This window comes from Holzapfeliella sp. JNUCC 80 (genome assembly GCF_053667655.1).
On the sequence record NZ_CM132205.1, the window covers coordinates 649,891 to 663,566 of the forward strand.

At 35.6% G+C, this 13,676-nt stretch carries 15 protein-coding genes; all 15 read right to left on the bottom strand.

Going from position 1 to position 13,676, the window contains the following annotated elements; all coding sequences use genetic code 11:
- Window positions 1-10: 10 nt before the first annotated feature.
- The 15 genes from glyS to hisS all read right to left on the bottom strand — a co-directional run bounded on the left by glyS (window position 11) and on the right by hisS (window position 13,620).
- Window positions 11-2,080, bottom strand: coding sequence for a glycine--tRNA ligase subunit beta (gene glyS / locus JNUCC80_RS03280; protein WP_454152553.1), 2,070 nt, complete (start codon window positions 2,078-2,080; stop codon window positions 11-13).
- The gene (glyQ, locus tag JNUCC80_RS03285) at window positions 2,073-2,972 is read right to left on the bottom strand and encodes a glycine--tRNA ligase subunit alpha (RefSeq protein ID WP_454152554.1); all 900 of its coding nucleotides are present in this window, start codon (window positions 2,970-2,972) and stop codon (window positions 2,073-2,075) included. The genes glyS and glyQ overlap by 8 nt, the downstream gene beginning before the upstream one ends.
- A gap of 328 nt (window positions 2,973-3,300) precedes the next feature.
- Window positions 3,301-4,062: a DNA repair protein RecO gene (gene recO / locus JNUCC80_RS03290; protein ID WP_454152555.1), complete on the bottom strand. Its 762-nt coding sequence runs from the start codon at window positions 4,060-4,062 to the stop codon at window positions 3,301-3,303.
- Window positions 4,062-4,970, bottom strand: coding sequence for a GTPase Era (gene era, locus JNUCC80_RS03295; protein ID WP_454144550.1), 909 nt, complete (start codon window positions 4,968-4,970; stop codon window positions 4,062-4,064). Before era ends, recO begins: the two co-directional genes overlap by 1 nt.
- Window positions 4,960-5,373, bottom strand: coding sequence for a cytidine deaminase (gene cdd, locus JNUCC80_RS03300; protein ID WP_454152556.1), 414 nt, complete (start codon window positions 5,371-5,373; stop codon window positions 4,960-4,962). The genes era and cdd overlap by 11 nt, the downstream gene beginning before the upstream one ends.
- 17 nt (window positions 5,374-5,390) lie before the next feature.
- On the bottom strand, window positions 5,391-5,777 hold the full coding sequence (locus tag JNUCC80_RS03305) for a diacylglycerol kinase family protein (protein WP_454152557.1): 387 nt from the start codon (window positions 5,775-5,777) through the stop codon (window positions 5,391-5,393).
- The gene (gene ybeY, locus JNUCC80_RS03310; RefSeq protein WP_454144544.1) at window positions 5,761-6,243 is read right to left on the bottom strand and encodes an rRNA maturation RNase YbeY; all 483 of its coding nucleotides are present in this window, start codon (window positions 6,241-6,243) and stop codon (window positions 5,761-5,763) included. The genes JNUCC80_RS03305 and ybeY overlap by 17 nt, the downstream gene beginning before the upstream one ends.
- The gene (locus JNUCC80_RS03315; protein WP_454152558.1) at window positions 6,240-7,211 is read right to left on the bottom strand and encodes a PhoH family protein; all 972 of its coding nucleotides are present in this window, start codon (window positions 7,209-7,211) and stop codon (window positions 6,240-6,242) included. Before JNUCC80_RS03315 ends, ybeY begins: the two co-directional genes overlap by 4 nt.
- Window positions 7,212-7,322: 111 nt before the next feature.
- Window positions 7,323-7,496 (bottom strand): 30S ribosomal protein S21, encoded by a 174-nt coding sequence (gene rpsU, locus JNUCC80_RS03320; protein ID WP_056975084.1) that lies wholly within the window; start codon window positions 7,494-7,496, stop codon window positions 7,323-7,325.
- Between the two features lie 119 nt (window positions 7,497-7,615).
- Window positions 7,616-8,485 (bottom strand): deoxyribonuclease IV, encoded by an 870-nt coding sequence (locus JNUCC80_RS03325; protein WP_454153344.1) that lies wholly within the window; start codon window positions 8,483-8,485, stop codon window positions 7,616-7,618.
- Between the two features lie 46 nt (window positions 8,486-8,531).
- Entirely contained in the window at window positions 8,532-9,398 is an 867-nt protein-coding gene (locus tag JNUCC80_RS03330) for a YitT family protein (RefSeq protein ID WP_454144540.1), read from the bottom strand.
- A 73-nt stretch (window positions 9,399-9,471) separates the two neighbouring features.
- The gene (msrA, locus tag JNUCC80_RS03335) at window positions 9,472-9,990 is read right to left on the bottom strand and encodes a peptide-methionine (S)-S-oxide reductase MsrA (protein ID WP_454152559.1); all 519 of its coding nucleotides are present in this window, start codon (window positions 9,988-9,990) and stop codon (window positions 9,472-9,474) included.
- Window positions 9,991-10,011: 21 nt separating this feature from the next.
- Window positions 10,012-10,434, bottom strand: coding sequence for a peptide-methionine (R)-S-oxide reductase MsrB (msrB, locus tag JNUCC80_RS03340; protein WP_454152560.1), 423 nt, complete (start codon window positions 10,432-10,434; stop codon window positions 10,012-10,014).
- Window positions 10,435-10,560: 126 nt separating this feature from the next.
- Window positions 10,561-12,321, bottom strand: a complete 1,761-nt coding sequence (aspS, locus tag JNUCC80_RS03345) for an aspartate--tRNA ligase (protein WP_454152561.1) — start codon at window positions 12,319-12,321, stop codon at window positions 10,561-10,563.
- 12 nt (window positions 12,322-12,333) lie between these two features.
- Window positions 12,334-13,620 (bottom strand): histidine--tRNA ligase, encoded by a 1,287-nt coding sequence (hisS, locus tag JNUCC80_RS03350; protein ID WP_454152562.1) that lies wholly within the window; start codon window positions 13,618-13,620, stop codon window positions 12,334-12,336.
- Window positions 13,621-13,676 lie beyond the last annotated feature (56 nt).

Consider the following 13,676-nt stretch of genomic DNA (forward strand, 5'->3'; position numbering starts at 1 on the left):
ACAATTGAAGTTATTTAATGACTAATCGTTGAACATCTCCTAGACGGTGTGCTAATTTGTTTAGCTTGTTCAATTGTGCTAAACGGTTTTTCTTGATAGCTTCATCTTTATCCATAATCATGTTTTCTTCAAAGTAAGCTTCAATCAATGGTTCGATTGTAACTAATTGTTTGTATAATTCTGGCAAGTTAACATTTTGGCTCAAAATATCGTTAGTTGCGACTAACAATTGTTTTTCTGAGTCTGTTTGAAGCAAGGCTTCATCTACTGCTTCATTACCATTAAATTGTGCTTTTTGTAAAATATTGCTGATACGTGTTAAGGATTCAACAACTGATTTGAATTCAGGATCTTGATGATGTTCATTCAATACTTTAGCTGCTTCAATCACTTGTAGTGGATCATTTTGGACAGAGTGCATAACAGTATCAATAACATCATATTTGTAGTTTTGAACTGTTAAGTATTGTTTAACACGGTCTAAGATAAAGTCAGAAATTTGTTTGATAGTATCTTCTGATGTAGTTAGACGAGCTGGAGTTAATCCATCCAATGTTTGAATCAATTCAGGTAGCAATTGGTTGAATGAGACAGACCATTTTTGGTTAACTAAGATACGCACGATACCGTATGCTGAACGTCTCAACGCATAAGGATCATTTGAACTTGTTGGAATCATATCTGCACTAAAGAAAGTTAAGATAGTATCAAGTTTTTCACTAATTGAAAGCAATGCACCAACTTTTGAGCTTGGTAGTTTACCTTCAGCTGAAGTTGGTAGATATTGTTCTGCAATAGCTAAACTAACTTCATCATTTTCGCCTGCTAATTTAGCATATCTTTGTCCCATAATTCCTTGCAATTCATCGAATTCACCAACCATTTGAGTTACTAAGTCAAATTTGTAGATTTCACTTGCACGGACAACATCTGTTGTTTCTTGGTCAGATAAGTTGAATCTTTTAGCTAAGTCACCAGCAATTGCTTTAACACGTAACATTTTTTCAGTTAAAGACCCAATTTTATCATGAAATGTCACGTTTTTCAATTTATCTACAAAGTGTGAAATAGGTAATTTTTGGTCTTCTTTGTAGAAGAAATCAGCATCTTCTAAACGAGCTGTTAGCACTTTTTCATTACCTAAAGCTACGTTTTCAATGTGGTCTTTGTTCCCATTACGAACTGAAATGAAGTGTGCACTCAAGCTACCATCTGCTTCACGAACAGCAAAGTAACGTTGGTGGTCTTTCATTGAAGTAATTAAAACTTCTTCAGGGATTTCAAGATATTTCTTATCAAAACGACCTGCAAAAGCAGTTGGATATTCAACAAGGTTATTAACTTCTTCTAATAAACCTTCATCAAGTTTGACAATCCAGTTGTTTTCTTTAGCCATTTCTTCAATTTGAGAACGGATAATTGCTTTTCTATCTTCTGCATCAGCAATAACAAACTCGCTTTTTAGAGATTCTTCGTAATCATCAGCTTTTGCTAGACTAATTGGATCGCCCAGGAAGCGGTGTCCGCGAGTTTTACGACGTGCTTCAACATCTAAAATTTGCATTGGAATCACTTCATCGTCAAACAATGAAACAATCCAATGAATTGGACGAATAAATTCAAAATCATAGTTTGCCCAATGCATACGGGTTGGGAATGTCAATGACATCACAACTTCACTTAATTGACCTAGAATATCTTTTGCTTGTTTTCCTTCTTCTTTTTTGTGAAGAAAAGCATATTCTGTTCCCTTTAAGTCTTCAAAATAAATGTCATCCGTACTCATATTTTGTCCACGAGCAAAACCTTGAGCAGCTTTTGTCCAGTTGCCTTCATCATCTAGTGCGATTTTTTTAGCAGGTCCTTTTTGAACTTCATCAATATCAGCTTGCTTTTCGCTTAAGTCTTCAACAAGTAAAGCTAGACGACGAGGTGTTGAGAAAGTTTTGATTTCTTTATAGTCTAGTTTGTTTTCTTTTAAGAATTTTTCAGTTTTACTTAGTAATTGTTTGATTGTTGGTGTGACCACGTGTGCGGGCATTTCTTCAAGACCAACTTCTAATAAATAGTTTTTAGTCATTTTCTTCACCTGCTTTTTGAGCTTTATTTTTCAATAATGGGAATCCTAACTTACGTCTTTCTTCAACGAAGGCAGAAGCAACACGGTGTGCCATATTTCTAATACGTGATAAGTAACCAGCACGTTCTGTAACTGAAACTGCTCCGCGAGCATCTAGTAAGTTAAATGTGTGTGATGATTTCAAAATGTAATCATATGCTGGGTGAACTAATCCTAATTCGATTAGGCGTAGTGCTTCTTTTTCATACATGTTGAATAAGGTTAGTAATTCTTCTTGATTACTGTCTTCAAAAGCATATTTTGAGTGTTCATATTCAGGTTCTTTGAAGATATCACCATATAACACGCCATCTGCCCATTCTAGGTCAAATACTGAGTCAACATCTTGAATGTAAGAAGCTAAACGTTCTACACCATATGTGATTTCACTTGTAACGGGTTTAACTTCAATTCCCCCAACAACTTGGAAGTAAGTGAATTGTGTGATTTCCATTCCATCTAGCCAAACTTCCCAACCAACACCGGCAGCACCCATTGATGGGTTTTCCCAGTTATCTTCAACGAAACGAATATCGTGTTCTAGTGGATCAATACCTAAAGCACGTAAACTATCTAAATAGTATTCTTGAATGTTTTCTGGAGAAGGTTTCATTACTAATTGAAATTGGTGGTGTTGGAAAAGTCTGTTAGGGTTTTGTCCGTAACGACCATCTGCAGGTCTTCTTGAAGGCTCAACGTAACATGCATTCCATGGTTCTGGTCCAACAGCTCTTAAGAAAGTGTAAGGACTCATTGTTCCCGCACCTTTTTCTGTATCGTATGCGTTCATAATCATAGCACCTTTAGAAGACCAAAAATCTTCTAAAGTTGAAATCATTTGCTGAATATTCATCTTTATTTACTCCTTTTTTTGCAATAAAAAAACCTATGCATAAACATGCATAGGGACGATTAATCGCGGTTCCACCCTAATTCCGAAAAATTCGGCTACTTAATTGTAAAACTACTCCGTAGTGCCCTTCGCTTATTGCTAACTCCATGGCTTTCACTAACCCACAGTCGCTTAAAATTAGCCTCAATAAACTACTAATCTACATCATTGCAGCTTTGATATACATTTATTAGAATACACTTTATATCGTATAGTTTCAATATAATTATAAGAAATTTTAACAATTATGTTAATCAATTATGTTAATCAATTATGTTAATCAATTATGTTAATCAATTAACCAATCCGTCATTTGGTTCAGATATTGTTTTGATTTCAACGTCATTTCAAGTGTTTCACGATAAATTCGGTCAATGGATTTTGATAATCTTGTCTGTGTTTGGCGTTTAACAGTCACTTGATTCAACTTATCAAGTGGCACAAAAGCTAGTGTTCTCAGTAAGCTTACTTCTTGGCTTGATAAGTCTAATAGTTTCAAATCACTAAACTCTGGCAAGTGTTTCCGACAAAGAATACCACCTTTTTCAAGTGAATAGGCAAATTCACCTACAGCATTTTGACAAATTACACAATGCCTAAACTCAGGAGCAACTCCATAAGCTTTTAGCATTTTTAATTGAAAAATTTGCATCACAATTTCTGGATTCTTACCTTCATCAATTCGAAGTAAAGCTTGTTTGAGTAAATCATAATACTCGCCTTCTGCTTGATAATCAACAAAAGCACGATTTGCTAAATCACATAAAAACGTTGCATAGGCACTTTTTTCAATATCTGTAATAATAGCTTCAAACTGTTTGACTTTTGTAGTGGTATTGAGTCTACTAATCCGGTTCGGCTTAATATCGACTAAATAATGGCCATAGGAAAAGTTCAAAACGCTACTGTTCAACTTTGACTTAGGTCGCTTTGCCCCTTTAACAATCATTGTGAACAAGCCGTATTCTTGCGTAAAAATCCGAACTAAGACATCGGTTTCTTGATAGGACTGTCTTTTAAAAACAATACCTTCAACCCATTGCTTATTCATTAGTTCAAGTCTTTAGGATTGTAACCTGACTGAGCTAAGAATAACGGATCTTTACGCCAATTTTTTTGCACTTTAACCCAAAGTTTCAGGTTGATTTTTTCACCTAATAAGTTTTCGATTTCTTGACGTGATTTAATACCGATTCGTTTTAGTAAGCTAGCACCTTGTCCGATAACAATTGCTTTTTGACTTTTACGTTCCACGAAGATAGTTGCGTCAATTTGAAGTTTACCTTCAACACGTTGGCTCATTTGGTTTACTAAAACAGCCACTGAGTGAGGGATTTCATCTCGTGTGAATTCAAGAATTTTTTCACGGATCAATTCAGCAACAACAAAATATTCAGGTCTATCTGTTAATTGATCTTCATCATAAAATTGTGGACCAACAGGTAATTCATCACTTAATTGGTCTAATAATTCATCAACATTATTTCCTTGTGTAGCAGAAATTGGATATACTTCTTTGAAGTCTAGTTCATGGCGATATTGTTCGATGAATGCCAGCAAATCATCTGGGTGAACTAAATCGATTTTGTTGATAATTAAGTAGACAGGTTTCTTTACATCTTGTAATAAGTTCAAAATAAAACGGTCTCCAGGTCCCATTTTATCTTCAGCAGATACCATGAATAAAACCACATCAACTTGATTTAACATTCCTAGTGAAGATTTTGACATATAATCATCTAATTGATTTTTAGGCTTGTGAACACCTGGTGTATCTAAAAAGACCATTTGGGCTTTATCTGATGTATAAATACCATTGATATTGTTACGTGTTGTTTGTGCTTTGTCTGACATAATGGCAATTTTTTCACCAATAATACGGTTCATTAATGTTGATTTACCAACGTTTGGACGACCAATAATCCCCACAAAACCTGATCTAAATTCGTTATTTTCCATTGTTAAGCTCCTTGCTTGTAAAGTAGTACGGTAAAATTTCATCTAAACTAAATTGTTTAAGGTCATCTGTTTTAGCTGAGGCTAAAAAGATGCGTGTATCTTGAGTTAATAACTCACTCATCACTTGACGACAAGCACCACAGGGTGAAATAGCTTGAGGTGTATTTCCAATAATGACAAAGTCTGTAATAATTGGGCGTTCATCATTTTGATTAATGCTTTCAAACAAACACACACGTTCTGCACACATTGTTAATCCATAAGAAGCATTTTCAACATTTACCCCTTTATAAAGATTACCCTTGCTGTCTAAAGCAACTGCCGCAACTGGAAAATGCGAATACGGAACGTAAGCTCTTTTTAAGTGATTTTTAGCAATTTCAACTAACTGCTTTACTTTCATATTGTTATAGTTCCTCACTAGTTAATAAATTTAGGAATAAAGATAATAGCGCCAATAATAACTGCCATTAGTGCTGTCAAAACAACAAATCCAGCTGCCGTGTCCTTAGCATATTTGGCATAATCATGATACTTAAAATCAGCTGCCAGGTCGACGACAGTTTCAATTGAAGTATTGGCTACTTCAGCAATAATCACTGAAAAAATCGAGAAAATAACCCAAAGCCATTCCGAACTCGATATTTTGTAGTAAAAACTAATCAAAATCACGATGATACTGACGATAATATCAATCTTAAAATTTCGCTCCACTTTTAAAACATGTAAGATACCATCAATAGCATGCTTTAATGACTGAAAAAAGTGACGGTTTTTTTGTATTTGTTTTTTATCTTTTAAGGCCATACTCGTCTAAGATTTGGTTTTGCAACCCAATCATTTCCTTTTCTTCTTCTGGATCAATGTGGTCATATCCACTCAAGTGAAGGAAACCATGTACCAACGTATATCCGAATTCACGGTCAAATCCATGACCATATTCTTCGCCATGTTCTGCAACAATCGCTGGACAAATAACCAAGTCTCCAATATTTCTAGCAATCCCAAAAGTCTGTTGAAGCATTTCAATTTCTTCTTGGTCTTCACCGTCTTCAATCGCAAAACTAATCACATCTGTTGGATTATCTTTTCCACGATAGGTTTCGTTAATCTTCTTGATTTCACCTTCGCTCACAAAACTGATTGACATTTCAATGGCTTGTTCAGGTGCAATTTTATCTTTTGTGTAGTTCAACAAATCTAACGCCCAGTCAACTTGATCTGAACTTAATAAATTTTCTTCGTTTATAACATTAATATCTAATTGACTCATTTTGGTTCCTCATTCTTTTCGTAGGCTTCAATAATTTTTGTAACAACTGGATTTCTAACAACATCACTAGCAGAAAAGTTAATAAACTTGATTGCACTGATTCCTTGTAAACGTTGTTTTGCTTCAACTAGACCGCTTTTAGCATTATACGGTAAATCGATTTGAGTGATATCACCGTTAACAATCATTTTGGAATCAAAACCTAGACGTGTTAAAAACATCTTCATTTGTGAACGGGTTGTGTTTTGTGCCTCATCTAGTATTACAAAGGCTGAATCAAGTGTACGTCCCCTCATATAAGCTAAGGGTGCAATTTCAATGATTTCTCTTTCCATCAATCGGTTAGTAGCCTCTGTCCCAAAAATAGCATATAGCGCGTCATAAATAGGACGAAGATAGGGATCAATTTTATCCTTCAAGTCCCCAGGTAAAAACCCTAGGTTCTCACCAGCTTCAACAGCTGGTCGAGTTAAGATAATGCGTTCAACTTCTCCTCTTTTAAAAGCAGAAATAGCCATGATAACAGCCAAATAAGTTTTACCAGTACCCGCTGGACCAATCCCAAATACGACATCATGATGCTTAATTGCTTCAACATAATGCGCTTGACTTAAATTTTTGATACGGATTGGTTTTCCTTTGGCATCTCTAATCAATATTTTTTGGTAAAGATCTTCAAAGTAGTCCAATGTACCCTTTTGCGCCATCTTAATGGCACTCATCACGTCAGATCCGTTAATCTTAACACGTTGGTTAATCAAATTTGAAAGTGACTTTAATAGTTGGTCAACTAGTAAAACATCTGATTCTGACCCTTTGAGGCGAATACTATCACCCTGGTTAGTCAACTCAACATCAAAATAATCTTGTATTAACTTTAGGTGTTGGTCATTAACGCCGACTAAACTGATTAAATCATCTGCATTTGCAGTTTGAAAATAGTTGTTTTGTATCGTTGTGTCTGTCAATAATACGCCTCCGAAAGTAATTTTATATACGCTTTAATGATAAAGCTTTTTGGGGCGAAAAAAAACCCTTATTTCTGGAAATATAACCAAAAATAAGGGTTTTACGAGACGTTATCTCTTACGTTTACGAGCTGCTTCAGATTTTAATTTTCTTTTTACACTTGGTTTTTCGTAAAATTCGCGTTTACGGTACTCTTGGAGTGTACCACTTTTAGAAACGGAACGTTTGAAGCGACGAAGAGCATCATCAAGAGATTCGTTGTCATGAACGACTGTCTTTGCCATATGATATCCCTCCTTCCATTTCTATGACCCTATAGGTCAACTAATTACAAGATTAATTATATCGAACAAAGATAACCAGGTCAACAAAATATCACTATGTTTTTTAATTTAATTCTTAATTACTGATTATCCTTCAATATTGCTTGTTTTAAGTCACTGTCGAAGCTTTGCTGACGTAACATTTCAATCTCACGTTTATAAGGTGAGTATTTCTTTTTACTATCTACTTCATCAGGTACAAAGGGGGTTTCTAGTATCTTTGGCAACGATTTGAATGGCTCATAATAAGCAATATCTTGTAAGGTTTCAAATCCAAGCTCGCCAAATCCAAGGTTTTCGTGACGATCTTTATGTGACTTTAGTCCAAACTTTGAATCATTCAAATGAATAACTGTAATACGATTAATACCGATAACACGATCAAATTCAGCCATAACACCTTCAAAGTCATTCTTGATATCATAACCCGCGTCATAAACATGACAAGTATCAAAAGTGATTGACAAACGATCAGAATGTTTAGCACCTTCGATAATTTGTGCAAGCTCTTCAAAAGTTTTACCTATTTCGGTCCCTTTACCAGCCATTGTTTCTAATGCAATGCTAACGGTCGTTGTTTCACTTTTCTCAATGGCCTCATCTAAACCTTTGATTATCTGAGCAATAGCTGCTTCTTCACCAGAGCCGACATGAGATCCTGGATGAAAACTGATATATTTAGCGCCAATTGCTTCGGCACGCTTCATTTCATCAGCTAGAAAGTTAACTGCAAAGGGAAAATTTTCGGGCTTTTTAACATTGCCAAGATTAATGATATAAGGTGCGTGAACCACGATTGGGTTGATATTATGTTCTTCGATAATAGGTGTTGCTTCTTCAATATTAAAGTCAGACAACGGACGTCTTCTCGTGTTTTGAGGAGCACCGGTAAATACCATCATCGTGTTAGCTTGATTAGCAAGTGTCTCTTCTGTCGATAATAACAGCATTTTCTTGCCTGATAGTTTTACGTGACTTCCAATAATTAATGACTCTTTACTCAACTTTAGGCTCCTTAAATCTACCAATAACTTTTTCAGCCTTCGTGATGCTGACAAAAGCATATGGATCTTTATTTTGAATAACATGTACTAATTCATACATTTCATATCTCGAAATAATTGTGAACAGAATCGTTTTTTCAGTGTGACCAAAAGCACCTTCAACGTCGTGAACAATTGTAATTCCGCGACGCATTTTTTGCTGAATATCATCAATCAGGTCTCTAGGATGCTCTGTCACAATCATTACTTGCATTTTTTGATTTTGAGTATAAATCATATCAATAACGCGGCCATTCACAAAAATCCCAATAGCTGTATAAAAAGCAAATGCCCAACCAAAAATAAAGCCGGCCACTGATACAATAATCAAGTTAAAGAATATATTAATTGTTCCGAAGCTGTGACCCGTTTTCTTACGGACAATAATTCCAATAATGTCTAATCCACCAGTTGAAATACCGCTTTTCAAAGCAAAACCCGTTCCAACTCCGTTGACCACACCACCAAATAAAGCACAGATAATGGGATCAAACTGTGTACTGATTGGTGGCATTACTTTCATCATGATTGATGAAAAAACAACGGCTAAAATAGTATAAAGTGTAAACTTGTGACCAATCTTTAACCACCCCAGGATGACTAAAGGAATGTTCAATGCAAAATACATCACATTAGTTGGTAATAAATTGTGCGACAAACTTTGAATGATTTGGGCAAACCCCGTAACACCACTTGCATAAATATGACCGGGTTCCCAAAAGAAGTTCAACGCAATCGATACACATAGTGCATAGATAACAGCCGCACTAACCTTAGAAAAGTTAGTATGCTGCCGGCTGATTTGAGACAGTTGATCCATAGCTTTTTACTTCCTTTTATTTAAACTTATCCTAAGTTTAACAAAAAAACTATTTTTTTAAAGCAATTATCTATTATTTCCAAACATCTTTTTTGAACTGTTCACGACCACCTAATTCTTCCATTTCAAATCTTGCGGGATCTTTTTTATAGAAGTCTTGATGATAATCTTCTGCTTCATAAAAAGGCGACTCCTCTTCGATTTTGGTAACAATTGGTTTATCAAATCGACCGCTTTTTTCAAGTTCATCTCTTGATTTTTCAGCGACCACTCGTTGACTGTCATCATGATAAAAAATAACTGGACGATATGAATCACCACGATCTTGAAATTGTCCCATTGCGTCCGTTGGATCTGTTTGACGCCAATAGATTTCAACAAGTTCTGGATAAGTTATCACATCTGCATCATAGTCAATTTTAACTGCTTCAGTATGACCCGTTTTGCCTATGCAAACTTGTTCATATGTTGGGTTTGCAACATGACCTCCTGTGTAACCAGAAGTTACTTTAATAATTCCTGGTTGTTCATCAAAAGGCTTGACCATACACCAAAAACAACCTCCTGCAAAAATTGCATACTCTTTTTTCATCTTCAACTAACCTCCTGAATTTTACTTTTCAAATAAAATTAAGTATTTGCCATATCCTTTTTCTTCCAGTTGATTTACCGGAATAAAGCGTAATGCAGCTGAATTAATACAGTATCTCATGCCACCTTTTTCAAGGGGCCCATCATTGAATACGTGTCCCAAATGTGAATCAGCGTCTTTACTCTTGACCTCGATTCGTTCCATGCCATGAGAAGAGTCTCTTTTTTCGACTACTTTGTCGATTGGTTTGGTAAAAGATGGCCAACCACAGCCTGCATCATATTTATCTGTCGAAGAAAATAAAGGTTCTCCGCTCACAACATCAACAAAAATACCGTCTTGCCAGAAATCATCATATTCACCAGTAAATGGTGCTTCTGTTGCAGCATTTTGTGTCACTTCATATTGTTCTTTAGTTAATTTTTTTCGTAAGTCTTTAGACATTATAAATCCCCTCTCAAACTTCTCTTTAGTAAGTTTAAGGTTAGTATATCAAAAAAATAGTTGTTTACAACCTTAAAACAAAATAAAAAAACGATAAATAATTTAATATTTATCGTTTTTTACAAATTAATCTCTTGTTTCAATACCTAGTTCTGCTAGTTGCGCATCAGAAACTTCTGCGGGCGCGTTCATCATTGGTTCACTTGCTTTTGAGTTTTTAGGGAATGCAATAACGTCACGAATGTTATCACGTCCTGCAAGTAACATTGCAAAACGGTCTAATCCAATTGCAAGTCCACCATGTGGTGGGAATCCAAAGTCAAGGGCATCTAATAAGAATCCAAATTGTTCTTTAGCGCTTTCTTCTGTAAATCCTAAAACTTTTAGCATTTTTTCTTGAATTTCGCGATTATGGATACGGATTGATCCACCACCAAGTTCATAACCATTTAGAACAATATCATAGCTACGAGCATGTGCTTTATGTGGTTCTGTATCTAGTAACTTAATGCCTTCATCATCAGGCATAGTAAATGGATGGTGAGCTGCGGCCCATTTTTCGTCACCTTCATCGTATTCAAATAATGGCCAGTCTACAACCCATAAGAAGTTGAATTCTTCTTTGTTAATCAAGTTTTGTTCTTTGGCAATTTCAACACGTAAGTAACCTAAAGCATCAGCAACAACTTTAGAACGGTCAGCAACAAATAATACTAATTCATCACCCACAAGGTTTAACTTGTCTTTTAATTCGTCATGTTGATCCGTTACAAATTTTGCAACAGGTCCGTTGAATTCACCATCAACAAATTTCATCCAAGCTAATCCTTTTGCACCAAAACGCTTGATGTATTCTTGTTTTTGGTCGATTTGTTTACGTGAGTATTCATTAGCACCGTTTTTGACAACAATCGCTTTCACTTGTCCACCATTAGCTACTGCACCAGAGAACACTTTGAAGTCACTATCTTTGAATAAATCTGATAAGTCTTGAAGTTTCATGTCAAAACGAGTATCAGGTTTATCAGAACCATAATTTGCCATCGCATCGTGCCATGACATTCTTGGGAATGGTGTTTTGACATCAAGGCCTTTTACGTCTTTCATTACTTTTTTGATTAAACCTTCAGTGATATCTTGGATTTGTTCTTCATCTAAGAAGGTTGTTTCCATATCAATTTGAGTAAATTCAGGTTGACGATCTCCACGTAAATCTTCATCACGGAAACAACGTGAGATTTGGTAGTAACGGTCAAATCCAGCACCCATCAATAATTGTTTAAATAATTGAGGAGATTGAGGTAAAGCGTAGAAACTACCTGGATAAACACGAGAAGGAACTAAGTAGTCACGAGCACCTTCAGGTGTTGATTTACCTAAATAAGGTGTTTCGATATCAACAAATCCTTGTTCATCGAAGAAAGCGTGAATTGAGTGCATCATTTTTGAACGCATCATGATACCACGTTGCATTTCAGGACGACGTAGGTCTAAGTAACGGTATTTTAGTTTAGTTTCTTCTGAGGCTTGAACATCATCACTAATATCAAATGGTGGTGTTTTAGCTTTATTAAGCAGTTCAATTCCGTCTACTTCAACTTCAATTTTACCTGTTGGATTGTTTAGGTTTTGTGTTTCTTCTGAACGCTTAACGACTTTTCCATGAACTGAAATAACATCTTCAGCACGCAATGTTTCAGCAACAGCTAATGCATCTGCACTAAAAGTTGTATTGAAAACAAGTTGAACGAATCCTGAACGGTCTCTTAAGTCTACGAAAATTAAACTTCCTAAACTACGACGTTTTTGAACCCATCCGTGAAGCGTCACGTGTTCTCCGACTAATTCTTCGGTCACTTGACCGTTATAAGCTGTACGTTTTTCCATTTTTACTATCCCCTAGTTAATTTCTTTTAATAATTCTGATGCATTTTTGTTTAAAGATTCAAAATCAACAACAGTCTGTGAACCATCCTCAAGATTTTTAAGTGTTGCAGCTTGTTTTTCGACCTCTTGATCCCCAATAGTCAAAATGTACTTCGCTTGATGGCGGTCAGCTGATTTGAATTGATTTTTTAATTTGCGTTGTGAAACATCAAAGACCACTTTAAGCCCTTGATTTCTCAAAGAACGAGCTAGTTTCAAAACGGTTGCGACAGAATCATCACCTACATTAGCAATATAAACCTCTGGCCCCTCTGTTGCAAACATTTCAGGGTTTTGTTGTTGTAAAACTAGCATTAGTCTTTCAAATCCAATACCAAAACCAATGGCAGGTGTTTCAGGACCTGAGAACTCTTCTACTAATTTATCATAACGACCACCCGCTAGCACCGTACTTTTGCTTTGCCACAAGTTCTTATCTTCAATCATAAATTCAAAGATTGTGCCCGTGTAGTAATCTAAACCACGAACCAAGTTATCGTCGATTTGATAATTAATACCTAACTCATCAAGCATGTTCAAAACAAAGCCAAAATGTTGGTTAGTTTCATCATCTAAATAATCACGTAACTTAGGTGCATCTGCCACTAATTCTTGATCTCGTTTATCTTTTGAATCTAAAATTCTAAGTGGATTTACTTGCAAACGTTGTTTAGAATCATCTGATAATTCATCTTTAAATGGTTCAAAATAATTAACTAGTGCTTCATGGTAATTTTTTCTAACTTCTGCGTTTCCTAATGAATTAAGGTGTAATTCAAAGTTTTGAACGTTTAGTTTTTTTAATAAGTCATGAGCTAATAAAATAATTTCAACATCTTGCATCGGATGTGTTGCACCAAAAGCTTCCACACCGATTTGGTGAAATTGTCTTTGACGTCCAGCCTGTGGGCGTTCATAACGAAACATTGGGCCAATATAGAATAGTTTGACTGGTTTTTCGTGTTCAGGTGCATACAGTTTGTTTTCAACGTATGAACGAACGGTTCCAGCTGTCCCTTCTGGTCTCAATGCAATATGACGTTCTCCTTTATCGAAGAAATCATACATTTCTTTTGATACAACATCTGAAGATTCACCACTTGAACGGGCAAATAGTTCATATTGTTCAAAAATAGGCGTTCTGATTTCATTGAAATCATACAAGTCCATAAAATTTCTAACTTCAGTTTCGACATATTGCCAGCGATTGGATTCACCAGGCAAAATATCAACTGTTCCTTTAGGTTTTTGTAACTTCATACACAAGACCCTTCTCTATCCAGTTTTTTGTCTTATTTCGCATTAATATAGAATAC